Here is a 26,106-nt window from a genome sequence, read left to right on the forward strand (position 1 = left end):
GTCTTTAAGGGACGAACCGACGCGGGAGTGAATCAGCTAAATAGGTTATTGATTGCAACCTTCAAGGTTGCCGTTGCAGTCCGCTTGTCAGAACGAGCTTTGAATTTTCAGACCACCAATCAGCGCGTCATCCAGCTGGCTGACGCCACCCGGGTGACGGATGTATTGCAGGTTCGGTCGAACGGTCAGCCAGTTGGTCACGTGCACGCCGTAATACAGTTCGGCGCTGTACTCAGTGTCCTGAGGTGGCAGGTAGTCCGGGTTGTCGAAGTCGTAAATGGCTCGGGCCTGATTGGTGGCCTGGGCGTTTTTGCGATAGGCCGGGTTGACGTGAACCCGTGCCATGGCAAAGCCGATGTCGTCCTTGGGACGTGCATCGAATACGCCTTTGTAGACGACGCCCGCCTGGACATAGTTGTCCACGGCGTTGGTTTTCTTGTCGTGCAGGGTGGCATTGGCAAACACACTCAAGCCCCTCGACTGATCGCTGGCGCGGGTAGTGAGCTGCTGTTGCACGCCCAGCCACATCCCGTGCTTGCTCGAACTGCTGCGATAGGCTTCGCCGCTCAGGGCAGCCGGCTGGCCGTTGGAGTCTTTGTAAACATCTGTTGCTTTGGCATTACTGTAGTAGTAACCCGCACGATATTCCCCTGGCAGGCCATTGATTTTTGGCGTCCACACCAGTTCGATCGGCAGCACCGCGCCTTGGGTGCCGCTGCCGCTAAGCTTGAAGCCGTTGCCGCGGTCCAGGTTCGAAGGGTTCTGCTCATAGGCGCCGACCTGTGCATAAAGCTCGGGCGTCAGGTGGTATTTGACCCGCAGCGCCCACTGGCTGACGGGCCAGTTGTACCAGATGCTGCCGGCCCAGTTGCCGACCTGCGAACCGCAGAACGCCAGGTTCTGGAAGTCGCACGGGAAGGTGTTGAAGTCCTCACCCTGGCCGAAACGCCCGACCTTGATGTCGAGTTTCTGGTCGAAGAATTTCTGCTGGTACCACATCTGGGTCAGACGTGTGGTCTGGCCACGGCCCCAGACTTCCTGGGCCGAGGTGAACCCGCCCACGCGTGGGTCGTTGATGCGGTCGTTGCTGATGTTATTACCGCTGCGCTGGGTAATCGTCAGCTTGAACTCGGCATCTTCCCAGCCCAGGATCTTCTGCAGGTCCAGGTGCGTGCCCAGGCCGAACTGGTCGCTATAGCGCGCCGTGCGGTCATGGTCGTAGCCGCCGTGCAGGTTCGAACCGACTTCGCCTACGTAGTCGAGGGAGAAGGCATAGCCTTGTTTTTCCAGCTCGCTACGCGTGCCGCCCCAATCGCCGAGCATCCATTTGGAGTCGCTGTCGAAGGCCGGGGCTGCCTGTACGCAGGTAGCCAGGCCCAAAGCGGTCATGCCGCCGATCAGAGTCAGGGCTTTTTGCCCGGCCATAGGCAATAGCGCGCTGTGCTTGCGCAAGTTCAGGAGTGTGGACATAGGTCGAGGTAGTGAGTCTTTATAGGTATGGCTGTGGCTGTGGGTAGCGCTGTCTTTGGAGACAGGACTCACACATGGAGATTCAGGGGCGGAGTGAATCGGTTCAGCCCCTGTTGATGAAATGATAATGCTATGAAACGTTTAGAAACAGCACTTTAAGTGACATGCATCATTTCGGAATCTGTAACAGTGTGCTGCGGCCGTTCGCCTCAGGGCTCTTTTGTCGCGGCCTCCATGGCTGGAGGCCTTGTATTTGTTGTTCTGAGGCTTAGAAGGTGGTGCGCAGGCCGACCTCGATGCCACGGCCCGGCGCAGGTGCGATGTCGCGCAAGATAGAGCTGGCATAGCGCACGGTCTGGTTGGTCAGGTTGTCGCCTTTGACGAATGCCAGCCACTGGCTGCTGCCTGCATCAAAGTGATAACCGGCGCTTGCGCCCAGGGTGGTGTAGCCATCGGTGCCTGACTCATTGGCTGGAACGCGGCCCTGATTGCTGGCGTGTTCGACGTCGATCCGTGCCTGCCAGCGATCCAGTTCCCACAGCAGGCCACTGCGCAGGCGCAGGGGAGCAATACGCGGCAAGGCTTCGCCGGTGTCGAGGTTGGTGGCCCGGGTGTAATCGCCCGCCAGTTCCAGGGCAAATTTGCCGTATGCGTTTTCACCCAGTTTCCAGTGATCCTTGGCTTCAAAGCCTGTGAAGCGTGCTCGTACCCCGGAATAGGTGTATTCGGGAATGCCGTCGGCGTCGGGTTCACCTTCGTCATTCAGCGTGCGACCTGTGCCCAGCAAGCCGATGTAATTGGAGAAGTGGCTGTAGAACACACCGACGCTGCCCTTGTGGGTGCCGTTGTCAAAGCGCAGGGCCAGATCGCTGGACACGGCTTTTTCTTTCGACAGATTGGCGTTGCCCACTTCATAGGTGCCGGTGGCAACGTGGGCGCCATTGGCGTACAGCTCGTAGAACGTCGGTGCGCGTTCGGTGTAGCCCAGGGTTGCGGCCAGCGACCAGATCGGGGTGAGGGTGAACACTGCGCCTGAAGACAGGCTTGCCGCGGTAAAGCTTTGGGACCTGTCGGCGGCGGCAAAGCGTTCATTGCCTTTGGCATCCGGGTCGACCACGGTGTGTTCCAGCCGCCCGCCCAGGCTGAGGGTGAGCCGCTCGGTGGCTTGCAACTCTTCGAGAATAAACAGCGCGCCGCTGTTGGTGTCGGTCTGCGGCACAAAGGCTTCTTCGCCCAGGGCCGAGAACTCGTTGCGATTGACCTGGGCGCCGATCACGCCGTTGAGTGCGCCGATCGGTACATGACGCGCTTCGACGCGCGCTTCATAGCCCTTGTTCTTGAAGGTGGTACCGACTTCACCGCCTTCGATTTCGCGGTGTTCGTAATCGGTGTAGCCGGCATTCAGTTTCAGCGAGCTGAACGGCCCTTGCAGGTTGCGCATTTCGGAGGCAAAGGCGTAGTGATCCTGCTTCATGCGGATACGTACGTCCTGCTCGGCCGGAGAGCCGTAATTGGCGTCATGGGTGCTGTATGACAGCCCCGCATATCCGTCATCCCAAGTGTAGGAGCCGCCCACGGCACCGCCGTCCTGACGCCCATTGCTGTTGCCTAAGCGGCCTTTCTTTTCGTTGCCATCTTCGCTTTCCGGCGCATGGCGGCTACGGGCATAACCCGGGATTTTCAGGTCATTGAACTCGCGGGCGTTGGCATCCAGGTGCAGGGCGAAGGTGCCATCACCGGCTTCCAGTTTGCCGGCACTGCTGCGTGTCGTGGCCGCGCCGCCGTAACGCAGTTCACCCGCGCCGTGAATGCCTTCGATGGCTTCGGCAGGGATGCGGTTGTCAAACGTGTTGACCACGCCGCCAATGGCATTGCCGCCATATAGCAGGGCCGCCGGGCCGCGCACGATTTCGATGCGCTCGACGTTGACCGGGTCCAGTGGCACCGCGTGGTCATAAGACAGCGATGAGGCATCCAGTGCGCCGACGCCATTGCGCAGGATTCGAATGCGGTCGCCGTCCAGCCCGCGAATGATCGGTCGGCTGGCGCCGGGGCCGAAGTAGGAAGAAGACACGCCGGGCTGTTTGTTGAGGGTTTCACCCAGGCTGCCTTGCTGTTGCAGCGCCAGGTCGTCGCCCTCCAGCACCGTGGTGGGGGAGGCGAGTTGGCTGCTGCCCAGCGGGTTTCCGGTAATCACTTGGGGTTGCAGTTCGAGGGCGTAGGCCGGAGAAGTCATCAGCAGGGCGGTGGCGAGCGGCGTCAAACGCAGGCGTCGCATGTAACGTGGGAAAGCAGGGGAGGACATTGCAGTTCCTTGGCAAGGGAGGTGAAGAAAGGGGCGCTGAGCGCTCTTTGACTGGACAGTTATAGTTACAATATAACATCACTTTAGTGGCTCCAGGCGGAACTTTCATTCAGGGCCCGGGTCAGGGCTAGACTTGCCCCTTGGCGAATGCACTTCCCCCTGAGCAGGTGCTCGGCTAAGGTGCGCGCCTTTCCTTCTCTTGCATTAAAGGTCCGGCATGACTGAACCCAACAACAACCCCTTGCACGGCGTGACGCTGGAACAGATCCTCACTGCGCTGGTAGCGCATTACGAGTGGGAAGGGCTGGCCGAGCGTATTGATATTCGCTGCTTCAAGAGCGACCCGAGCATCAAGTCGAGCCTGACGTTCCTGCGCAAAACCCCGTGGGCGCGGGAAAGGGTCGAGAAGCTGTATGTGAAATACGCCCGTACCAAGCGCGAGCTTTGATCGGCACATGAGTGATGTGTCAAAGCGCAGGCTTTACACCGCGTTGGCGGTCCTGGGCTGGTGCGGCCTGGCCATACAGCTTGAGATGGTGCTGATCTCCCGCTGGACGAGCGGCGCGAGCCTGGTGGGCGGGCTGGTGAGTTACTTCAGTTTTTTCACCATTCTCACCAACACCCTGGCCGCCACGGTATTGACCTTTGCGGCCGATACCCGGGCCTCAAAGGGCAGGACGTTTTTCTTGCGGCCGTGGGTAAGCAGTGGCATCGCGGTCAGCATTATCGTGGTGGGTGTTGCGTACAGCGTGCTGCTGCGCCAGCTCTGGCAGCCTGAAGGTTTGCAATGGCTGGCCAACGAAATACTGCACGACGTAATGCCGCTGCTGTTCTCGTTGTACTGGTGGTTTTGCGTGCCCAAAGGGTCGCTGCGCCTGTGCCATATAGGGCTCTGGATGCTGTATCCGTTGCTGTATTTCGCTTGCATCCTGCTGCGCGGACACCTGCTTGGAATGTACCCGTACCCGTTTATCGATGTCGAACAACTGGGTTATGGGCAGACCTTTATCAATGCTGGCGGGATTCTGGCGGGGTTTGTTGCGGTGGCGCTGGCTGTGGTGGTAGTGGATCGGTGGCGGGGCAAGGCTTTGTAGGTACATTGTTGCGGGCCAAGCAGACTGAGACAAAACCTGTAGCCGCAGCCTCGCTTAGCTCCTCAGCGGCTATAAGTACCGATTACTCTTCTGTACCGCCATCCAACCGCCAGTAGCCCACAGCCTTGACGAACTCTTCGTTCAAACCGTGGGTGTCCAGCAGCACTCTGCGCACCTTGCGCGACAGCGCACTTTCGGTGGCGACCCACGCGTACAACTCGCCGGCCGGAATGGTCAGGCCTTCAACGGTGTTTAGCAAATCCTCGCCCGGCATATCGCGATGCACCCAGATCACCTCGACCGATGCAGCGCTGTTCAGCGGCTGTTGCTCAAGGGCGTTTTCTACCTCGACCACCACTAAAGCACGACGATTGGCAGGCAGTTCTTCCAGGCGGCGGGCAATCGCGGGCAGTGCCGTTTCGTCGCCGATCAGCAGATAACTGTCGAAGATATCCGGCACCACCATTGAACCCCGCGGGCCTCCGATATGCAGGTACTGGCCAGGCTGCGCCTGAGCGGCCCAGGTGGCGGCAGGGCCGTCGCCATGCAGCACAAAATCGATGTCCAGTTCGAAGGTGTTCAAGTCATAGCGGCGCGGGGTGTAGTCACGCATCGGGGGCATGGCGCTGCCCTTGAGGCCAGCGCTCAATTGCAGGTTTTCCAGTGCCGCCAGTTCTTCGGCGGTTTGCGGGAAAAACAGCTTTACGTGGTCATCGGAGCCCAGGCTGATAAAGCCTGCCAGCTCGGGCCCGCCCAGGGTAATGCGGCGCATGCGCGGGGTCAGGTCGACTACCCGCAGCACTTCAAGTTTTCGGCGTTTGATTTCATGCATGACCCGGTGAATGGTCTGAGGGTTAGCGGTATTCATTCGGCGTTCTCCTGCGCAGTCACAGGGCCATCGACGATTGCTTTGGCAGTGTTGTTGAGCAAAACGCTGACGCGCCGAATTTCGGCCGGGCTCCAGCGGCCGTGGTGCATTTGCAATGCGTGGCGCAGGTTGTGCACCGCCTCGTGAATTTCGGCGGGGCGGTCATGGCCGCGCAGCGAGCGCTTGCTGACGTCGATGCGCATGCGCACGCCGTCCAGGGCAATCGCTTGATCGATCAGGGACTGGCGGCCCGCTTCGGTCACGCAATAGCGTTTTTTGCCGCCTTCGGCGTCGCCCTGAATCATTTCGCTTTCTTCAAGGAAAGTCAGCGTGGGGTAGATCACGCCGGGGCTTGGGCTGTAGGCGCCGTCGAACAGGCCTTCAATCTGGCGGATCAGGTCGTAACCGTGGCAAGGCTGCTCGGCAATCATTGCCAGCAGCAGCAGTTTCAAATCGCCTGGGGCGAAAACCCGTGGCCCGCGCCCGCCGCGTTCGCGGCCGGGGCGTTTCTCAAAGCCGTCTTGACCCGCGCCATGTTCGCGGTGATGGGGATGATGCTCTCTCATTTATTTTCGTCCGTTCATTAAGTTAGATACAACTTAAGATATATCTTAAGAAATGTAAAAAACCCTCGACGAACGGTAATGATTCTCAACATGCAGCAGTGCCCGTGGGAGCGGCGTTGCTCGCGATACAGACGATGCGGTGCCTCTGAAAACCGCAGGGATGCCATCGCGAGCAAGCCCGCTCCCACGGGTTTGCTATTTGGCTGCGGTTTGTGCCGCAGATGGCGCGTGGCACAGGGTGTTGGTGCCGGGTTGCAGGTACGGCGTGAGGATCGGTGCCATGCCCTTGAGCACTTGCACCGGCAAAGCCGAGGTGAATTTGAAGGCTTCGGCCGAGCGTCCGGGAACGAACGCGGTCAAGGTGCCGAAGTGCTGGGGGCCGATATAAAACACGAAGGTCGCTGTGCGGTTGATCGACTTGGAACTGAGGATTCGTCCGCCAGCGCCCATGCTTTCGATACGGTTGTCGCCGGTACCGGTCTTGCCGCCCATGGCCAGTGGTGTGCCGTCGTCGAGCTTGAAGCTGCCGGAAACCCGGCGTGCAGTCCCGGCATCCACCACTTGCGAAAGGGCTTCGCGCAGGGCGGTGGCCACTTCGCTGGGCATTACCCGAACGCCTTTGTCGGGGTCGTTGACCAGGCGGGTTTCGTAGGGGGTATCTGCGGCGAAATTAAGGGTGTCGATGCGCAACACCGGCAAACGTACGCCATCGTTGAGGATGATCCCCATCAGCTCGGAGAGCGCCGCGGGCCTGTCCCCGGAGCTGCCCAGCGCGGTGGCGAGGGAGGGCACCAGATGGTCAAACGGGTAGCCGACTTTTTGCCAGCGTTGATGGATATCGAGGAAGGCTTCGATTTCCAGCATCGTGCGGATGCGACTGTCCCGGGCGCTCTTGTGCCGGCTTTTAAACAGCCAGCTGTAAACTTCCTGACGCTCATGTTCACTGGCGCCGACTGCTTGCTGGAAGGTGGCCTGCGGGTTAGCCAGCAAATACCCCAGCAACCACAGATCCAGCGGGTGGACTTTGGCAATGTAGCCTTGGTCGGGCAGGTTGTAGGCGCCGGGGCCGTAGCTTTGATACAGCTTGTTCAGCCGGTCGTCAGGGATCTTGTCGCTGCTCAGGTGTGAGCGCACAAAGCGGTTGAAGGTGGTCTGGTTCGAGCTGGGGAACAGGTAGCGGTGCACCGCCGACATCCGGATGGCCGTGGGGTGCATGCTGTCGAGGAAGGTGTCGAGGCGGGCCTTGGAGTCTTTGCCTTTGTATTTTTTCCAGAACTTGAGCATGTACGTCGTGCCTTCGCGATCGGCGAAGCGGCTCAGGTATTCCTGGCGCAGCGGGTTGCTGTCGTCCTTGAGCAGGTTGGCGTTGTTGGTGGGCGCCTGGTACGAGGTATAGCGCACCACGTCGCGCATCAGGCGCACAAACGGCAGGTTGATGGACTCGCGTATTGCATCGCGCAGGGTCGCAATGCGGTTGTTGTCCTGGCTGCGAAAATTGTGGAAGCGATGCACGCCGCCGCCGGTAAAAAAGCGCTCATCGGGGTTAGCCGAGTATTGCCGTTCGAGGGCCGCATTGAGCATGGGGGCAAGGTTTGAACCGGGGTTCTGGATCAGGTAGGCCAGCGCCCAGCGGGTCAGGGGGTCCTGATCGGTGAGCTGGGTTTTTTTCAGGATGGCGACGGGCTGGCTGGCATAGCGATCATGCAGCTCTGCAATGATCTGCAGGTAGGTGGTCAGCACCCGCAGTTTGGCCGTTGAGCCCAATTCAAGCTTGCTGCCTTCATTAATGTCGAAGGGCTGGTCGGTGCTGTCGGTTTGTACCCGGGCTCGCGCGCCGTCCGGGGTGAGCTCGAACAGCGTGAAGCTGTAACGCACTTGCGCGGTACTGGTGGGGGTCAGCAGGCTGGCGCCCAGCAGGCCGATTTTGCCGGCAAAGGCCGGGTCTGCCAGTTGGCGCAAGTAGTCGCTGACCTGCTGCTGCAGGTTGCCTTGCAAAGTACTGGTGGCCGAGAGGTCAAGACGGTCAAGGTCATACAGCGGGCGCTGGAGCAGAGCGGAAAGGCGGCTGCGGGCCACGCTGATGCCCTTGTTGGTTTCGTTCGGTTGCATCGTGGGGGCCTGCGCCCAGTCGCGGTAGGTCACGTGGCTGGCCAGTGCGGCGGTCGTCAGTGCCGGATCAATCACATTGTTTTGTGCCAGCAGGCGGATATGACTGTCGGTCAATTGCGCCAGCTCTTCGCGGCCCCTGGCCAGGTAATGCGATGGCCTGCGCTGGGCAATCATCAGCGACAGCACTTCGCGCAGGGCCAGGCCTTTTTGCGCCAGGCTCTTGGCGTCTGTGGCGGTACTCGTCAGGTGCTGGTTGACCTGATTGAAATCGGCGCCGTACCACACCCGCAAACCTTCGGCCATGCCGTGGACTTCGCCGTGGCCGGGTACAGCCGACAGCGGGACGCTGTTGAGGTAATCGCGCACCACTTTTTGCCGGGCCGCCAGTGTTTGCGGGCCGCCCTGATACGCACGCACACTGGCCGACACCATCTGGCGCAGTTTTTCGCTGCTCGACAGCGTGAGTCCGTCGGGGGAGTGGCGGTATTTTTCAAGCTGGGTGGCCAGGGTGCTACCCCCAGCGGACTGCCCCGAGAGGTGCAGCAGCTTGGCGGCTTGGGAGTAAGCGGCCATGGCAAAACGCGGCCAGTCCACCGCGGGGTTGGCCAGCGGCTCTTCAGGGTCAAGCAGGTCGCGGTTCTCGATGAACAGCAAGCTGTGGACCACCAGCGGGGGAATGGTGTCGAAGCTCGAATACAGTTGCTGCGGATAGTTGTACTGATACAGCGGGCTGCCTGCGCAATCGGTGATCGAAAGCCCGGCCTGAATTTTTTCTGAGTAGGGTACGAAGAAGCCATTTTCGCTGTAGCTCAGCAACTTTGGCGAAAAGCGCGATTGCTGGGTGATGATGTAGTCGCGTTTTAGCAGGCGCGGCAGAAAGTTGCCCAGAGCGCTGTAGCCCAGACGTTTGTCGAAAGGCCCTTCGCCGGGGTAAAGTATCGCGTCACTGGGGCCCGCGTGCATCGAATAGCTGAGCGTAGCCGCAAAGCGGCTGAATTCACGGGCTTGCAGCCTGGAAGTGCGGACTTCCTGGGCAATGACAAACCCCAGAACAACCAGGGCCAACAGCACGATCAGCCCGAACAGGAGCCATCCGTAGCGCTTGGGCCTAGGCTGTTTTGGCGCAGGTGAATCGTCCATTTCCCCTGATGGTGCCGCCGTCTTGCTTGAATTGGAGTTCCATTGCACGCCCATAGTCGACAGATCCACATACGCATCTTGGTTGCGCTTGGTTGAAGCGTAGACGCTGGCGGATACGGGTGAAAAATTTGTGAGTGTTATCCGATCATCCTGTAGTTGCTGACCAAGAACGAGGCCGCGATAAGGGCCGAAAGACCTTCAGAAGAACGGGGCCGCTTCGCAGCCCATCGCAGCCTCGTTCTTCGTCAGCAAGGCCATACAGGGAGGTGTTGGTTACACGACGCGAGTGTCGGAATAGAGCCCTCTAGTACGGTAAATACATCCGACGTAGGGGCATGACTGTGCACCATTGCTGTGCAATACTCGCCGCCGATCTCAGTAGGGCATTTCCCTTTTGATCTATCGACCTACAAGGTCGAGGTTGATCAGGAAGGAGGACAGCCGACCCGGCCGTCTTGAACGAGCGCCCTGTTGATGTATATCCAATAACAATACGAGGTTGTACTTTTATGCCAGTCGGCAACCACCAGCCCCACGGTGAAACCGCACAAGGCGGACCGCTCAAGCGCGAGCTGGGCGAACGCCACATTCGTTTGATGGCACTCGGCGCCTGTATCGGCGTCGGCCTGTTTCTGGGCTCTGCCAAAGCCATCGAAATGGCCGGTCCGGCCATTATGCTGTCCTACATCATCGGTGGCCTGGCCATTCTGGTGATCATGCGCGCCCTCGGTGAAATGGCCGTGCACAACCCGGTAGCCGGCTCGTTCAGCCGCTACGCTCAGGATTATCTGGGCCCTCTGGCCGGCTTTTTGACCGGCTGGAACTATTGGTTCCTGTGGCTGGTGACCTGCGTCGCCGAAATCACTGCGGTGGCGGTGTACATGGGTGTCTGGTTCCCCGATGTACCGCGCTGGATCTGGGCCCTGGCGGCGCTGGTCAGCATGGGTTCGATCAACCTGATCGCGGTAAAGGCGTTCGGTGAGTTCGAGTTCTGGTTCGCCCTGATCAAGATCGTCACCATCATCGCGATGGTGATCGGCGGCATTGGCATCATTGCGTTCGGTTTTGGCAATGACGGCGTGGCGCTGGGGATTTCCAACCTCTGGACCCATGGTGGCTTTTTGCCTAATGGCATCCAGGGCGTGTTGATGTCCCTGCAAATGGTGATGTTCGCTTACCTGGGCGTTGAGATGATCGGCCTGACCGCCGGCGAAGCCAAGAACCCGCAAAAGACCATCCCGAGTGCGATCGGCTCGGTGTTCTGGCGCATTCTGCTGTTCTACGTGGGTGCACTGTTCGTCATCCTGTCGATCTACCCGTGGAACGAAATCGGCACCTCGGGCAGCCCGTTCGTGATGACCTTTGAGCGTCTGGGCATCAAGACGGCGGCAGGCATCATTAACTTTGTGGTGATTACGGCGGCACTGTCGTCGTGCAACGGCGGGATCTTCAGCACGGGCCGCATGCTCTACAGCCTGGCGCAGAACGGTCAGGCCCCGGCCAACTTCGCCACCACTGCAAAAAACGGTGTGCCGCGTCAGGCGTTGCTGCTGTCGATTGCCGTGCTGTTGCTGGGTGTATTGCTTAACTACCTGGCACCCGGCCAGGTCTTTGTGTGGGTAACGGCGATTGCCACTTTCGGCGCGATCTGGACCTGGCTGATGATCTTGCTGGCGCAACTGCGCTTTCGCAAAAACCTGAGCCCGCAAGAAGCTGCCAACCTGAAGTACCGCATGTGGTTGTACCCGTACAGCTCGTACGCAGCACTGGGCTTCTTGTTGATGGTGGTCGGGCTGATGGCCTACTTTGAAGAAACCCGAATCGCCTTGTTTGTAGGGCCAGCCTTCCTGATCCTGCTGACTGTGCTGTTCTATGTGTTCAAGCTGCAGCCGACTCAGAGCACATCGGCCAAGGCCAGCTAAACGGTTGTGGGAGCGGGCTTGCTCGCGATGAAGACGCCGTGGTCTGTCAGACTGATCGTGGCGATCCCATCGCGAGCAAGCCCGCTCCCACATCAGCAGCCACTATTTGCGCGTCAGACGCTTGTTCCAGTCCAGCCACCCTGCCAGCACGGCCATGATGCCTACGCCCATCAACGCACTGAACAGCTGCATGACCAGCCCGTCACCGCCCAGCGCATTGAGCATGTCGGCCAGTGGCGCCAGGATCACCCCGAGGCAGAACACTTCCAGCGAGTAACGGCCCATGCGACGGGTTTGGCGGGCAAACCAGTTGTTCAGCCAGCCACTGTGGGGGATCAGTCTGGCCGCCACATAAGCCAGGGCCAGAAAGTGCAGGAGCCGCACCGGGGAGAGGTTGGTTTTGCTGATCGGGTATAAATGCTCGCCCAGCCAGAGCGGCATGATCGCGTCGTGCACCTGCGGCCACTTCCACGACAGTGCCAGCAAGCCGGTGATCAACAGGTAAGCCGCGGCACCGACAAACAATGGCTGACGGGACAATGGCCGGGTTTCGGGTGCTTTGGCCCGTTGCCCGTGGATCGCCGCCGCGCCGCCCAGAATAAACAGGAACTGCCAGGCCATGGGGTTGAAGAACCACACGCCGCCTTCCTGCGCGGCAAGGTTCCACACGGGGGCCAGCAGGTACAGCACCAATGAAGCCCCGACCACGTAGTGGGCGTTACGCAGCAGCATGGGCAGGGCCAGCGGCAACCCGAGCAACAGCACGATATACAGCGGCAGGGGGTCCATCAGGTTGGGTTTGAAGCGCAGCAGCAACTCGTCGGTCAGCGCCTGTTGCGGGTTGCTCAAGAAATACTGGAGGCCCATCTCCTGTACCAGATCGCGGGTTTCGACGTGGTTGTTGGCATAAAAGACGATGCCCATCAGCACTGCCAGCAGGAAGATATGCACCACGTACAGCACCCAGGCACGGCGCAGGATTTTGACACTGGCGACCAGAAACCCGTCGCGTTGAGCGATTTTTCCGTAGGCCAGCACTGCGGCATAACCGGCCAGGAACACAAAGATCTCCGCCGCATCACTGAAGCCGAAATTGCGCACAGTCAATTCAGCCAGCGGGTTGTGCGGGATGTGATCCCAGAAAATAAAAATCAGCGCCAGCCCGCGAAAGAAATCGATGCGGTGGTCGCGTCCGTTCAGCATCACGGCGAGTACTCAGACAAAGTTGAAAAAAATGGGCGCAGTTTAGAGTGCGCGCTACCTGTTGGCGGCGCGCAGGGTGACTCTAATAGCGCTTAAATGCAAAGGCTGTGCAGAGCAGCGGTGCGTGGCTATTAGGCTGGGATCACTCCTCGAAAATGGTCTCCAGGGATTTTTTATCAAGAATGTTCTGGGTGATGCGCTCCAGGTTTTTATTCTTCTGCTGATTTATTTTTTCAAGCGCTGCGTCATAGTCGGCCTTCGGCATCGGGGCATCTGTGAACACCCGGGCTTCATCGATGATCAGTCTTTGCGCCAGCTGTTTTAACTCGCGTTGCAGCAGGGCGCGTGCGTCAGTGTCATCGCTGCCAGCGGTGTCCGCCCACTGCTGTTGCTTTTCCTTGAGTGTTTCCAGATCGTGATAGCGCTGTTCAAAAAGTACGTTGCTGTTTTTTATGTCGCCTCTGTATGCCGACTCGATGTAGTCACGCCACAGGCCTTCCTCAAGTAGCTTTTTCGCCATGTAGCCGGGTGTGGCCTCTTGATTGAGCACGATCTGATAAGCCTCCTCGACTTGCGCCGGGGATATTTTTGCAATGGCCCTGAATTGCATATGCGACGGCTGCCAGGGCAACTCAAGACGTTGGGCCAGATCCACCTGATAGATCAACCTCACTTCAAGCTCGTCAGGTTTAAGTCTGAGTATTTCCTGGGGCGGCAACACGCCTTCACTCACGGCTGACTCATAGGCGTAAGTCTGCAAGGCGATCTGGGTTTCGGCGATATCGTCCAGCTCGAGTAAACGCACACGACCTTTCATGAGTTTGAGCAGTTTGGTTTCTTTGGCGCTGCCTTTAGCCAGCAAGGCATCGCGCAGCAAAAGCTTGAACCCGAAGCGGCTGAAAATAGTCGAGGTGCGGTCCACGCATGTTTCGTTTTCCAGGGAACTGGCAAACACTTCTTCTCGATACCCGCTGTCTTCTGCGGCGCACTCCAGTACTTTCCAGACTTTTTCGGTCAACTGTTGGCGGTCGCGCTCGAAGTCAGCAGATACGACGAGATCGCGAATGACCTTAAAAAAGTTTTCTGAGTGGGGCTCTGCCTCCAATGCCGCCCAAAGGTCCGTTTTCAGGGCTCGTTCGGATTCCGTCAGTGTTTGATCGAGCCAGAGGTTGACGCTGCGGGTTTGCACGGGCGCATGCACGCGCACCTCCAGGGCCAGCCCCAGGCGGGCTCGGTATGCATTGACTGCTTCCAGGGTCGAGTGATCAAAAGGATTGCCGTGTAAAAAAGTGCTTCTTAACCTGTGCACCGGTATCTGGAAGTAAGCCTGCGGCAGAGTTGTCAGGCTGTTAGTGCGCAAGTCGAGGTGCGTCAGCTGCGGCAGATGTTCAATGCCCGTCGGCCATTGTGTGAGCCCGGTATTTTTTAAGTTCAGCTGGACCAGTTCGGTCATGTGGGTGAAGTCCGGTGTGACGCCAAGGGGGTTGTTACTTAAGTTGAGCACTTTGAGATTGTTCAGGGTTGCCCATTTACCTACGCCAGCTTCGGTAAGCGTAATTTCGTTTTTCGACAGGTGAAGTCGGTTCAGACTTTTGAGGTTGAACAGTGAGTCGGGGAGTTCTCGAAGATGGGCTGATTCAAGTTTCAGCTCTACCAGATTCGGGAACTGAACCAGGAATGATTCAATGCTGTTGTGCAGATGCATATCGCTCATGTTCAACGAAGTAACGTGACTGAAGTCGGCATTGAGCACGGGCAACTTGGCGAGATTTATATGGCTGATATTGAGACTCGCTCCAGGGTGTTCTCCACCAAGCCCCGAACTGCGCTGCCAGCATCTGATGATTTTGTTGGCAACACGGGTCTTGTCGCGCAAGTGAACGAGGCGGATGTGGTTTTCGGAGACCTGAACCACTTCCAGAGGTCCGCCGACCCAGTCGGCAAGGGAGTCTTTGAGCACTTTGTATTCTTTGTTCAGCGCCTCAAGCCGGGCCAGCCCTGCACGGCTGTAGAGGCTATCAAGTTCCAGAAAACGTTCTATGACCTCAAAGGTATGCATGGGGAACAGCTTGGACTTCAGATGCCTGATCCTCCTTGGGTTGGCCGGGAAGCACGCGAAAGGTGCGCGGGCACAGCGTTCGACTTCTGTTTCCAACGCTGGATACCCGACGCGACCTTTGGCCAGTTGCAGGGGGGATTCGGTTTTCAGGGTTGTCGGTTCAAGCCCCAGAACCTTGCTCAGCATTTGCCGAGCCATCGGCGGGCGTTTTGCCAGCGCCTCCTTTAGCGCCTGGCCTTGACCAGTATGGGGAAAGCCCAGTGCCGCGCGCTCTGGATCAGGCAACGCGTGCAGCACCGAGGCGTAGATATCATCCAGGCCATGCAGCATTTGCTCACTGCCATTGTAGGTCTGGTAACGGTTGCCTACTTTGACGAGTACTTTGCGAATCGGTGCATCCTGGGGCCCGACGTGATCGAGCAAGGTGCCCGATAGTGCTCTGTCACGCACTTCGAGCCTGACGTCCGGCGACCAGCCGGGCATGTTTTCAATACTGTGCAGAATCAGTTTTTGCGTATCAGGGTTGTTGCCGTAGTCGAAGTAAAGCCCGTCATAGGTGTGGGCCAATCGGACTTCATCCACCAACATCCTGGCTTCCTCTGCCAGGCGCAAGGGGATACGCAGGGCGTTCTGCAATTGCCAGCGCTCGGCTGAGCTGGCCGCGTTGATCAGCTCTTTGGCGACACAGGCCGGCAGTGTCGGATAGGCCTGGGTGAGTGTCTTGACCAGTGTGTTGCCGTGCATATTCAAACCGGCATAGTGCGATCTGAACAAGTCATCGCGCAGTTGCTCGGCCCGGTCAGCGATTTTTGCACTCAGCCGTGCGGTTTTCTCTTCAAGGCTGCTGATAAAACCGTTACCCGTGAGTGCGCTTACCTCATTGGAGTCCAGGGACAGCAGCACGGTCTTCAGCAGTTCGCCACGTCGAATCTGGCTGTCGAGTATCTGGATGACGGGCACTTTCGTTCCGCCCGTGTGGCCATACTCCATGATGGTATTGCCCTCGTTATCCAGGCAGCGCAAGGATTTGGACTTGGGCCAGAACTCAACGTCAATCAGTACCTGAAGCTGCAGCAGCGGATCGGCTGTCGTATCGTTCGCCCGCATTTTGCTGATGAACTGTTCAAGATTGTGTTTGATCTTGAACCGCTCAGTGACGTCTTCCAGAAGGGCGGGCATGGGTTCGAGGTCGGCGTGAATCTGGCGCAGTATTGCTTCATCGGTATTGCTGGCATGCATCAGGATCCGGGCTTGCTCGTCGTTCAGACCGCGTAATGCGTGATCCAGCCGCCGCACCAGGCGGGATTCACTCCACTGCTCAAGCTCTTCGGCTTCATGGCGCCAGGCACCTTTGCTGTTATGCCAAATTTGCGGGGTATAGTGCTTCGGGTCAGTGGGGTGTTGCAGGTACCAGTTCTGATCGCTCGCTTGCTGCACCCGGTAATGCTTGCCTTCCAGCGGCAGATAAGTCTTGCCCTCGTGTGTATAAAGCCCCAGTTCGTTGGGCGCGGATGAAGTCTCGAAATCAAGCGTGTGTTCAAAAGGTGTGAGGTCGGGTTTCCACAGCTGGGTATTGCCCTCGGGCAGTTGGATAACGTCCAGTTCCTCCACAAAAGGTGACAGCGAAACAGGCGCCGGTTTGGCCACTTCGGCGGCAAGTTTTCCCGCCGCTGCAACAAAGGCCAAGTTGATCAGTACCCCTTTTGTGTAAGACCACGCGAGCTGTTGTTCATGTTGCTCCCAGGCCTCAATGCCGTGATAAATCCCGGTCATCATTTGTGCGGCGAACACCACCATCATCACTTCACCGAGCCCCGGCACCAGCAACGCCGCAACATTCAAAATATCCAGGGCTGTATCCGCATAATGTTCGAGGCGATTGATCAGGGTTAATCGATTTATCTGGGCCGTGGGCACGGCCAGAAAACGCGCATCGTCAAACAGTTGTGCGGTTTTGTGCTGGTACAGATGATAAAAAACATGGGTTTGAACTTGGCTGGGCTGCATGTACAGCGGGTCACGTGCATTGTTCTGAAACCGTGCCGCCAGCCGTTTGCTCAATTTCAACTTCTGGGACTGAGGGGCCAGATGCAGAAAGAACGAGCGATAACTGTCAACTTTCAATTTTTCCATCAAGTCGCTGTGGGCGTCTTTGAGGGTCGGGTATTGCTTGATGCAGCTGCTGGGGTCGCCGGGGATATAAACGATGCAACTTGGGTCTTCGGCAAGCGAGGGGCCATGAAAAACCACCAGAGCGTTTAAGTTAATGTCATCAAGTGCCATTGTTTCACACGTTAATACGCGACCATTGAACAGCGGGCTGTCATTACCGTTGCAGTAACTGATCAAGGTGGTGTGAGCCGGTTCATCAATGTCTTTTTTCATCAAGGCAATATCAGCCTGGAGCCTCAGCACATCACGTTCGTGACGGATGAGCAGTTGCTCCAGTTGCATTTTTTCGTATACCGAACGGGGATTGAAAATAGTCTCCAGGTGCTGTTGATAACGGCCGCCAATATCCAGTCTTCGGCACAGTGACGCAAAGGCAACCGGTTCAATGGGAAGCCGCACTGGAGCCGGATCACTGGAGTGCGCGGATTTGTAGTTCCACAGGTGAGAGCCCCAAGGGATGCCGCCTGCTTCGGCCTGGCCCGCTTCGAAGTTGTGCAAGGCCGCTTGCAACAGGGTTTGGGTGTCCGAGCGTTCGATCTCTTGGGTAAACGGATTAAGCGTATTAACGGTGATGACGTTTCTCTTGACGTCGCAGGCGGTGCCCAACTCAGTCAGCAGCGCCTGTTCCAGCAGCGGTACCGCAAATGACTCGACGCTGCCCACGCGGTCCAAAATAGTGTCCAGCGCCTTGAGCGATCGAAGATTAAGTGCCTGGCTGGCGGTTAAAGCCAGACGTTGCGAAGCAGGCGCATCGGTGTACCAGGCGGGAAGATCAAGGCGGTGCTCGCTCAGTTGTTTAATAAAACGCGCTGACAAAAGTGGCACCGTATCGTCAGCGGCGCTTTTTATTAAATCGTGATGAATACCCAGTTGTTTTAAGTCAGGGGGAGAGGGCATTGCGTAACATCCTTATTGTGATTAATAGACAGAGTCTAGAAAGGATGTTGCAAGGTAAACAGTCTAAAAAGTTGATGGCGGTAGTGGAACTTGAGCGAATATTTAACGGTGAATATTAATTATGTAGCGGTGTTTTATCGGTAATAAGGTGTATCGCATTACTGGATAAAACTGGCACGCCACCCAAGAGCGGCGTGCCGGTAAACAGCAGTTAAGCCGCGGCGATTTCATTCGGCTCGAAGCTATCGGCCCGAGCCATTTGCCACATACGTGAATAGAATTCGCCATTGACCTCACCCGTCAGCAACTCGCCGGGTTTGAGGAATACATGCAGTTGCGAGAACAGCTTGATTTCAGTGGCGGACATGCGGCGCACCAGGTGCTTGGCCGAGAGTTGCGCCGGGTGTTCCAGGCCTGCGGCCGCGAGCATCTCGGCCAGGGCCTTGAGGGTGTTGCGGTGGAACTGGAACACCCGCTGCGCCTTGTCCGGCACGACCAGGGCGCGTTGGCGCAAGGTGTCCTGGGTCGCCACGCCGGTAGGGCATTTGTTGGTATGGCAGGACTGAGACTGGATGCAGCCGATGGCGAACATGAAGCCCCGGGCCGAGTTGGCCCAGTCCGCACCGATGGCCAGCACGCTGGCGATATCAAAGGCGCTGACAATCTTGCCGCTGGCGCCCAGCTTGATCTTGCTGCGCAGGTTCAGGCCCACCAGGGTGTTGTGCACGAACAGCAGGCCTTCGCGCAGCGGTGCGCCAATATGGTCGGTGAACTCCACCGGTGCGGCGCCGGTGCCACCTTCCTTGCCATCGATGACGATAAAGTCCGGCAGGATGCCTGTTTCAAGCATGGCCTTGGCGATCCCCATGAACTCCCACGGGTGGCCCAGGCAGAATTTGAAGCCTACGGGCTTGCCGCCGGACAGTTCGCGCAGTTGACCGATCCACTGCATCAGTTCGACAGGCGTCGAAAACGCGCTGTGGCGTGAAGGCGAGATGCAGTCTTCGCCCATCGGTACACCGCGTGTTTCTGCGATTTCCCGGGTCACTTTGTGCTTGGGCAAAATACCGCCATGGCCCGGTTTGGCACCCTGGCTCATCTTGATTTCGATCATTCGCACTTGCGGCGTGCAGGCCTGGGCGGCAAAGCGCTCCGGGTCGAAGCGCCCGTCTGCGGTGCGGCAACCAAAGTAGCCGCTGCCCAGTTCCCACGTCAGGTCACCCCCGTTCTCACGGTGATAGGCGCTGATGCTGCCTTCCCCCGTATCGTGGGCAAAATTGCCAAGCTTGGCCCCCTGGTTCAGGGCGCGAATGGCATTGGCGCTCAGGGAGCCAAAGCTCATGGCCGAAATATTGAAGATCGACGCCGAGTACGGCTGGGTGCATTGCGGGCCGCCCACGATGGTCCGAAAGCTGGCGGGGTCGGTCAGCGGGGCCGGGCGCATGGAGTGACCGATAAATTCGAAACCGGGCTGATACACGTCCACCAGGGTGCCGAAGGGTTTGTCGGCGCTTTGATTCTTGGCCCGTGAGTAGACCAGCGAGCGTTGCGAGCGTGAGAAGGGCAGCGCGTCGCTGTCGGACTCCAGCAGGTATTGGCGGATTTCCGGGCGGATAGCCTCCACCAGATAACGAATATTGCCCAGGATCGGGTAGTTGCGGCGCACGGCGTGGGGGCTTTGCAGCAGATCGAAAATCCCCAGCAGGCTCAAGGCCAGAGTCACGGCAGTAAAGGGCCATAACCACTCGTGGTGCAGAAAGGGCAGGCTGGCGAGGGTGAACATCACACAAAAGGCAAAAAACGCATAACGACTTAACAGTGACAGGCTCATACGGTTTCCTGTTTCAGGCTGGTCTGTTCAGTCAGGCAGGTACGCCTGATTCGGTCGAGAACAGAAAAATGGAAGTAGAACCCTCTCTTTGGATCGGAGGTTTGCGGGGAGGAGTGTTGGTCATGTATCACGCAAATGCCATCTTCCCGTCAGATTATTCATTGAACGGGATTTTGTTTACGCCAGCATCCCGACCAAAGTCGGGCGCTGCAATCAGGGCCGGGCGGGCCATACAGAACACCCGGGTAAAAGTGCCATCTGTGTCTTTGCAGGTCTGCGCAGCCATGTGATCCTGCGCGCACTTTCTACCTGGCTGGCTGATTCTTGTGACCTCTTCAGAACACTGCACTGACCTGACCCCTAAAACCATTCGTATTGCCGCCGCTGTCTTGATCGGCCCCGATGGCCGGACCCTGCTGGTGCGCAAGCGCGGCACCCAGGCCTTCATGCAACCGGGCGGCAAGATCGAAGCCCATGAGCAACCGCTGGAGGCACTGGCCCGCGAGCTGGAAGAAGAACTGGCGCTTGCGATTGACCCCCGCACTGCGACTTACGTGGGGCTGTTTTCAGCGCCCGCCGCCAATGAACCGGGGTTTGAAGTGCACGCCGAGCTGTTTTTGCTGCACATCAATCAGCCCGTCACCCCGGCTGCCGAAATTGAAGAAGTGCAATGGATCGATCCCGACGGTGATGGCGGCCTGGTGCTGGCACCGTTGACCCGTGATCTGATTTTACCGTTCTACCGCACGACCTTGCGGACCACCGCCTGACCCCTTTGCTGACAAGGACTGCCCCATGGTGCCGACTCACGATTTGCTGATTTTCGCTGCGGCCTGCCTGCTGATGGTGCTGACACCGGGGCCGAACATGATTTACCTGATTTCGCGTTCGATCTGTCAGGGGCGCAAAGCCGGGGTCACGTCGTTGCTCGGGGTGGTGGCGGGGTTCTTTGTGCACATGTTTGCCGCCGCCGTTGGCCTGACGGCTGTGTTTCTGGCAGTGCCGACTGCCTATGAGGCGCTGAAGTGGGCCGGTGCCCTGTACCTGTTGTGGATGGCCTGGCAGGCAGTAAAACCAGGGGCCCGTTCGCCGTTTGAAGCCCGGGAGCTGGCGCCGGATTCCTCGTCGAAACTGGTACTGATGGGCTTTATGACCAGCGTGCTGAACCCCAAGGTGGCGGTGTTTTATCTGTCGGTTTTTCCGCAATTCATCAGCCCGGAACATGGCTCGATGTTTACCCAGAGTATGATGCTGGGCCTGACCCAAATCAGCGTGAGCTTCACCGTTAACCTGCTGATCGCGCTGTTCGCTTGCGCTATTGCCGTGTGGTTTGTGCGCAACCCCTTGTGGCTGGCGGTACAGCGTTATGTGATGGGCTGTGTGCTGGCGGCACTGGCGGTGAGGCTGATGCTGGAACAACGTAGAACCGTATGACCTGGACCCGTTATGGCAATAGAACTGCTTGACCCCTCGCACGCCAAGGCTTATCGCCAGTTGATGCTGGAAGCCTACGCGCTGCACCCTGAAGCCTTTGTGTCGACCATAGCCCAGCGTGAGAAATTACCGCTGAGCTGGTGGGAAGCGAAACTGGATGATGACTTGTGTGCGTTGTTCGGCGCCTTCGTCGATGCGCAACTGGTGGGGATAGTCGGCCTGGGGTTTGAACCCTGGGAGGACGCCCGGCACAAGGCCACGCTGTTTGGCTTGTATGTGACTCAAGCCTTTCGCGGGCAAGGGCTGGGGGAAGACCTGGTGCAGGCGGTGTTGTCACTGGCCGGGCAAGAGCCGGAAATCAAGGTGATCGAGCTGACCGTCAGCGCCAATAGCCCGGCAGCCCTGGCGCTGTACAAGCGCTGCGGGTTTGAGCAGTCGGGGCTTGAAGATTGCGCGATTCGGGTAGGTGGGGAGTATTACGACCGGGTGCATATGCGGCGGTTGGTGAACGTCGAAGACGTCTGAAGTCGTGTAGACATTCTGTTGTTGCCCCCAGCGGGAGCGAACCTGCTCGCGAAGGCCCACCGCGAGCAGGCTCGCTCCCGCTGCTGACGTTTTTCTGTAGCCGCTGACGAAGGCCGGGATGGGTTGCGTAATGGATTACAAGCAAGGACCTTCGGCCCTTATCGCAGACTTCGGCAGCGGCTATACAGTGTTTGTGACGGGCCTTAACGCACCGCACTCACCCCGTCCAGGGTCGAGAACGAGGTGTCTTTGGCAGTGAGCAAAAAGTCACGCATATACGGCGCATCCAGCATGTCGGCTCGGATCCCGGCATACAGGGTGGCAAACAACCCTTTCTCGCCCAGACGCTTGGCTTTTACATAACCGCGTGAGCTGTATTCATGCAGCGCCCAGTGCGGCATCCCGCATACACCACGACCGCTGGCCACGAGCTGCATCATCATTACTGTCAGCTCGGAGGTCCGCACCTGTGCCGGTTCAATATCGGCCGGTTCCAGAAAACGGGTGAAAATATCGAGCCGGTCACGCTCTACCGGGTAGGTAATCAGAATCTCGGTGCTCAGGTCCTCGGGCACGATAAACGGCTTGCTGGCCAACGGATGCTGATTGGCCACGGCCAACATTGCTTCGTAGGTAAACAGCGGCACATAAGTCAGACCGGCAATTTCTTGCGGGTCAGAAGTCACCACCAAATCCAGATCACCCCGTGCCAGCGCCGGTAATGGCGCGAAGGCAAAGCCCGACGCCAAGTCCAGCTCGACCTCAGGCCAGGCATCGCGGAACTGGTCAATGGTGGGCATCAGCCACTGGAAGCAGCTGTGGCATTCAATCGCCATATGCAAACGCCCGGCCGTACCCCCCACCAGGCGCGCGATGTCACGCTCCGCGCCGCGCAGCAACGGCAGCATGGCGTCGGCCAATTGCAGCAGGCGCAAGCCGCCGCTGGTGAAGCGTACTGGCTTGGTTTTGCGTACGAAAAGCGGCATGCCCATGCGCTCTTCGAGCTCTTTGAACTGGTGGGATAAGGCAGATTGGGTCAGGTGCAAGCGTTCAGCCGCTTCCACCAGGCTGTCGGACTCGCGTAACGCGTGCAGAGTTTTGAGGTGACGAATTTCCAGCACAATGACTCCATGAGTAAATTTGATGATCAACACGAAAACGTTGAGTTTGTCTCATGTTGCTGTGGCTGTCGATAATTGCGCCATTACTTACATGGAGCAATTCGTCATGGCCCTGGCCCACAATCTTGGTTTCCCACGCATCGGTGCCGATCGCGAACTGAAAAAAGCCCTTGAATCCTACTGGAAGGGCGACATCGATCAGGCCGCCTTGCAAGCCGTGGGCCGTGAACTGCGGGCCACACACTGGCAGCTGCAAAAAGACGCAGGCATCGATTTGCTGCCGGTCGGTGACTTTGCATGGTACGACCAGGTGCTGACCCATTCGCTGACCTTCGGCGTCATCCCGCAGCGTTTTGCCAGTACCCTGGATGCCCAGGGGCGGCCAACCCTCGATACCCTGTTCGGCATGGCCCGTGGCGCGAGCCAGAGCTGCTGCGGCGGTGAGCACAACAAAGGTCAGTACGCCCAGGAGCTGACCAAGTGGTTCGATACCAACTACCACTATCTGGTCCCGGAATTCAGCCTGGACCAGCGTTTCGAGCTGAGCTGGAACGAGCTGTTCGATGAGGTCGCCGAGGCCCTGGCGCTGGGCCATAAGGTCAAGCCGGTCATCATCGGCCCGCTGACCTACTTGTGGCTGGGCAAGGCCAAGGGCAATGAGTTCGACAAACTCGAGCTGCTGGAAAACCTGCTGCCGGTTTACGCTGACATTCTTTCCCGTCTGGCCGAGCAGGGCGTGGAGTGGGTACAGATCGACGAGCCCATTCTGTCCCTGGACCTGCCCCAGGACTGGAAAAACGCCTTTGAGCGCGCTTATCACATCCTCCAGTACTCGCCCCTCAAGAAGCTGGTGGCGACTTACTTCAGTGGCCTTGAAGACAACCTCGGGCTGGCCGTCAGCCTGCCGGTAGAAGGCCTGCACGTTGACCTGGTGCGCGCACCCGACCAGCTGCATGCCATTCTGGACCGTCTGCCGACCTATAAAGTGCTGTCGCTGGGCCTGGTCAACGGGCGCAACGTGTGGCGCTGCGACCTGGAAAACGCCCTGGCGCAATTGCAACTGGCTGAAGAACGTTTTGGCGACAACCTGTGGGTGGCCGGTTCGTGCTCGCTGCTGCACAGCCCGGTGGACCTGGACCGCGAAACCAAACTGGATGCCGAACTTAAAAGCTGGCTGGCCTTTGCCAAGCAAAAGTGCAGCGAAATCGCGGTGCTGCGTGACGCGCTGAACATCCCGCAGGATGCCCGGGTGCAGCAGGCACTGGCTCAAAGCCGGGCCGTGCAGGCCAGTCGCGCCAACTCGCCGCGCATTCACAAACCCGCCGTACAGGCCCGTATCGAAGCGATCACCGAGGCTGACAGCCAGCGCCAATCGCCCTTTGCCACCCGTATCGAACTGCAACGTGCGCGCTTGAACCTGCCCGCGTTCCCGACCACCACCATTGGCTCGTTCCCGCAGACCGCGTCGATTCGTCTGGCGCGTCAGTCCTACAAACAGGGCAAGTTGTCGGTCAGTGAATACACCGATGCGATGCACAGTGAGATTCGCAATGCAGTACAGACCCAGGAGCGCCTTGGCCTGGATGTGCTGGTGCACGGCGAAGCCGAGCGTAATGACATGGTTGAATACTTTGCCGAGCAGTTGGACGGCTACGTGTTCACCCAATACGGCTGGGTGCAGAGCTACGGCTCACGCTGCGTAAAACCGGCAATCATCTTCGGCGATCTGAGCCGGCCAAAAGCCATGACCGTGGACTGGATCACCTACGCTCAAGGTCTGACCGACAAGGTGATGAAGGGCATGCTGACCGGCCCGGTGACCATGCTGATGTGGTCATTCCCCCGCGAAGACGTGTCGCGCAAAGTGCAGGCCCAGCAGTTGGCACTGGCGATCCGCGATGAGGTGGTCGACCTGGAAACTGCCGGTATCAAAATCGTGCAAATCGACGAAGCGGCCTTCCGCGAAGGCTTGCCGTTGCGCCGTGCCCAATGGCAGGAATACCTGGACTGGGCGGTTGAAGCGTTCCGTCTATGTGCCTCGGGCGTGGGCGACGAAACCCAGATCCATACTCACATGTGCTACAGCGAGTTCAACGATGTAATCAAGTCGATTGCCGAAATGGACGCCGACGTCATCACCATCGAAACCTCGCGTTCGGACATGGAGTTGCTGGATGCATTCGAAGCCTTCGACTACCCCAATGACATTGGCCCGGGTGTCTACGATATCCACTCGCCACGGGTGCCGGACACGGTAGAAATGGTCAAGTTGCTGAGCAAGGCTGCGCAGCGGATCCCGGCGCAACGCCTGTGGGTCAACCCCGACTGCGGCCTCAAAACCCGTGCCTGGGCCGAGACTGAAGCGGCGCTGATCAACATGGTTGCGGCAGCGCGGCAGTTGAGAGCGCACGCGGCCCTCAGTTAATCAGCGCAAGAGCTACAAGAGCTACAAGCTGCAGGCACTGGTCTTGCGACTTGTGGCTTTTTTTGCTTTTGGTTTTTCAAACTGCCGGATCCCTCTCTTATTTGTGAGCGAAATTTCTGATCGATGGATGTTGTCTCTGTCATTTCTGACAGTAGGCAAGCCCCCCCTTCCGGGTGCGTAATTAATCTCAATGGAGTCAGTTTCTGACCCAAATTCACCGGTGTCCATGCCACTGCCGTGGCGGATAGCTGGGGTGTTCCCTGTCAATGCGGATGTAACCAGCTTGAGGTTATGGTCATGGCGAACAAAAAAATTCCCGGGAAATCTAAAACCAGGCAAACCACTGTCGACCTGGGCGACGGCCTGTCGCCCAGCACTGTGGTGGATGAGTCGCAACTCTCCGAGGCCGGCGAGCCCCCGCCAGATGAGGAGCCACCTCCAGAAGTCATACCGGTAGGTGACGATCCGCCCATCGACGATAAGCCTCCTGTAGGTGATGACCCTGCGCAGGACCAAGAGTCTGAAGGCTACGTCGCTGAACGCGAAGCCTTGCGCGTGCTTCACGAACGGATCACCGAGCTCGGTTTTGATTCCGTGTTTGAGGTGGTACGCGATGGCCCTGCCGAGGTGCGTGCAAAAATACTCAGCCGGACTGCGCAAATCATGGACCCCATGCAGGAGGACGAGCTGTTTGACCAGGCTCAAGCCCGTGCCGCGGGACTGACCCGGCTCTATGCCCAATTGTGTGCACGTAGCGAGCCGGCCCTGCAGGCCCTTGCCAAACTCGAGCCGCCTGAGTCGCCCGAGGCTCACACTTGGGTACATCGCTCCATCGGCGGTAGCGGCAACTATGAAGACTGGTTCAGGCAAACCAGCGCCGCCGGGTTCGCCCATCCTGACTCTGTGGGTTCGTTGTTCTCCCCGGCCAGCTATCTGACTGACCTGTATCGCGCCGCCAAGCCCCT

At 58.4% G+C, this 26,106-nt stretch carries 18 protein-coding genes; 8 read left to right on the plus strand and 10 right to left on the minus strand.

Features of this window, described 5'->3' with window-relative positions:
• Positions 1 to 87: 87 nt before the first annotated feature.
• Together ACZRMS_RS20570 and ACZRMS_RS20575 are read right to left on the minus strand one after the other, a co-directional pair.
• The gene (locus tag ACZRMS_RS20570) at positions 88 to 1,425 is read right to left on the minus strand and encodes a carbohydrate porin (RefSeq protein ID WP_463996841.1); all 1,338 of its coding nucleotides are present in this window, start codon (positions 1,423 to 1,425) and stop codon (positions 88 to 90) included.
• A gap of 313 nt (positions 1,426 to 1,738) precedes the next feature.
• Positions 1,739 to 3,775, minus strand: a complete 2,037-nt coding sequence (locus ACZRMS_RS20575; RefSeq protein ID WP_463996826.1) for a TonB-dependent receptor — start codon at positions 3,773 to 3,775, stop codon at positions 1,739 to 1,741.
• Positions 3,776 to 3,992: 217 nt separating this feature from the next.
• Here ACZRMS_RS20575 and ACZRMS_RS20580 point away from each other — a divergent pair, with 217 nt between their 5' ends.
• Together ACZRMS_RS20580 and ACZRMS_RS20585 are read left to right on the plus strand one after the other, a co-directional pair.
• A complete protein-coding gene (locus tag ACZRMS_RS20580) occupies positions 3,993 to 4,223 on the plus strand; it encodes a VF530 family protein (protein ID WP_463996827.1) in 231 nt (76 codons plus the stop codon).
• Between the two features lie 7 nt (positions 4,224 to 4,230).
• A complete protein-coding gene (locus ACZRMS_RS20585; protein ID WP_463996828.1) occupies positions 4,231 to 4,869 on the plus strand; it encodes a Pr6Pr family membrane protein in 639 nt (212 codons plus the stop codon).
• A gap of 82 nt (positions 4,870 to 4,951) precedes the next feature.
• Here the strand turns inward: ACZRMS_RS20585 and ACZRMS_RS20590 are convergent, their stop codons facing one another.
• From ACZRMS_RS20590 to ACZRMS_RS20600, 3 genes are all read right to left on the minus strand, one after another.
• Entirely contained in the window at positions 4,952 to 5,737 is a 786-nt protein-coding gene (locus ACZRMS_RS20590) for a siderophore-interacting protein (protein WP_463996829.1), read from the minus strand.
• On the minus strand, positions 5,734 to 6,303 hold the full coding sequence (locus tag ACZRMS_RS20595) for a PadR family transcriptional regulator (RefSeq protein WP_463996830.1): 570 nt from the start codon (positions 6,301 to 6,303) through the stop codon (positions 5,734 to 5,736). The genes ACZRMS_RS20590 and ACZRMS_RS20595 overlap by 4 nt, the downstream gene beginning before the upstream one ends.
• A 195-nt stretch (positions 6,304 to 6,498) precedes the next feature.
• Positions 6,499 to 9,606, minus strand: coding sequence for a transglycosylase domain-containing protein (locus ACZRMS_RS20600; RefSeq protein WP_463996842.1), 3,108 nt, complete (start codon positions 9,604 to 9,606; stop codon positions 6,499 to 6,501).
• A 455-nt stretch (positions 9,607 to 10,061) separates the two neighbouring features.
• On the opposite strand from ACZRMS_RS20600, the gene ACZRMS_RS20605 reads away from it, so the two are divergent.
• A complete protein-coding gene (locus ACZRMS_RS20605) occupies positions 10,062 to 11,474 on the plus strand; it encodes an amino acid permease (RefSeq protein WP_463996831.1) in 1,413 nt (470 codons plus the stop codon).
• 102 nt (positions 11,475 to 11,576) lie between these two features.
• Here the strand turns inward: ACZRMS_RS20605 and ACZRMS_RS20610 are convergent, their stop codons facing one another.
• From ACZRMS_RS20610 to ACZRMS_RS20625, 4 genes are all read right to left on the minus strand, one after another.
• Entirely contained in the window at positions 11,577 to 12,677 is a 1,101-nt protein-coding gene (locus ACZRMS_RS20610; RefSeq protein ID WP_463996843.1) for an OpgC family protein, read from the minus strand.
• A 142-nt stretch (positions 12,678 to 12,819) separates the two neighbouring features.
• Positions 12,820 to 17,805, minus strand: a complete 4,986-nt coding sequence (locus tag ACZRMS_RS20615; RefSeq protein ID WP_463996832.1) for a dermonecrotic toxin domain-containing protein — start codon at positions 17,803 to 17,805, stop codon at positions 12,820 to 12,822.
• Positions 17,806 to 18,016: 211 nt separating this feature from the next.
• Positions 18,017 to 19,636 carry an FMN-binding glutamate synthase family protein gene (locus tag ACZRMS_RS20620; RefSeq protein ID WP_463996833.1) on the minus strand — a complete coding sequence of 540 codons (1,620 nt, stop codon included), beginning with the start codon at positions 19,634 to 19,636 and terminating at the stop codon, positions 18,017 to 18,019.
• 154 nt (positions 19,637 to 19,790) lie between these two features.
• Positions 19,791 to 19,922 (minus strand): hypothetical protein, encoded by a 132-nt coding sequence (locus ACZRMS_RS20625; RefSeq protein WP_463996834.1) that lies wholly within the window; start codon positions 19,920 to 19,922, stop codon positions 19,791 to 19,793.
• Between the two features lie 40 nt (positions 19,923 to 19,962).
• Between ACZRMS_RS20625 and ACZRMS_RS20630 the strand changes: the two genes are divergently transcribed.
• The 3 genes from ACZRMS_RS20630 to ACZRMS_RS20640 are packed head-to-tail and all read left to right on the plus strand — an operon-like array spanning position 19,963 to position 21,595.
• Entirely contained in the window at positions 19,963 to 20,406 is a 444-nt protein-coding gene (locus ACZRMS_RS20630; protein ID WP_463996835.1) for an NUDIX hydrolase, read from the plus strand.
• Positions 20,407 to 20,431: 25 nt separating this feature from the next.
• Positions 20,432 to 21,070, plus strand: a complete 639-nt coding sequence (locus tag ACZRMS_RS20635) for a LysE family translocator (RefSeq protein WP_463996836.1) — start codon at positions 20,432 to 20,434, stop codon at positions 21,068 to 21,070.
• A 12-nt stretch (positions 21,071 to 21,082) separates the two neighbouring features.
• Complete coding sequence (locus ACZRMS_RS20640; protein ID WP_463996837.1) at positions 21,083 to 21,595, plus strand: GNAT family N-acetyltransferase; 513 nt, start codon at positions 21,083 to 21,085, stop codon at positions 21,593 to 21,595.
• 203 nt (positions 21,596 to 21,798) lie between these two features.
• Here the strand turns inward: ACZRMS_RS20640 and metR are convergent, their stop codons facing one another.
• On the minus strand, positions 21,799 to 22,716 hold the full coding sequence (metR, locus tag ACZRMS_RS20645; RefSeq protein ID WP_463996838.1) for a transcriptional regulator MetR: 918 nt from the start codon (positions 22,714 to 22,716) through the stop codon (positions 21,799 to 21,801).
• Between the two features lie 106 nt (positions 22,717 to 22,822).
• Here metR and metE point away from each other — a divergent pair, with 106 nt between their 5' ends.
• Positions 22,823 to 25,141 carry a 5-methyltetrahydropteroyltriglutamate--homocysteine S-methyltransferase gene (metE, locus tag ACZRMS_RS20650; RefSeq protein WP_463996844.1) on the plus strand — a complete coding sequence of 773 codons (2,319 nt, stop codon included), beginning with the start codon at positions 22,823 to 22,825 and terminating at the stop codon, positions 25,139 to 25,141.
• A 297-nt stretch (positions 25,142 to 25,438) separates the two neighbouring features.
• Positions 25,439 to 26,106 (plus strand): Tc toxin subunit A (locus ACZRMS_RS20655; protein ID WP_463996839.1); only part of this gene is annotated, 668 nt, incomplete at its 3' end.

The sequence above is a fragment of the Pseudomonas sp. B424 genome (assembly GCF_055408345.1).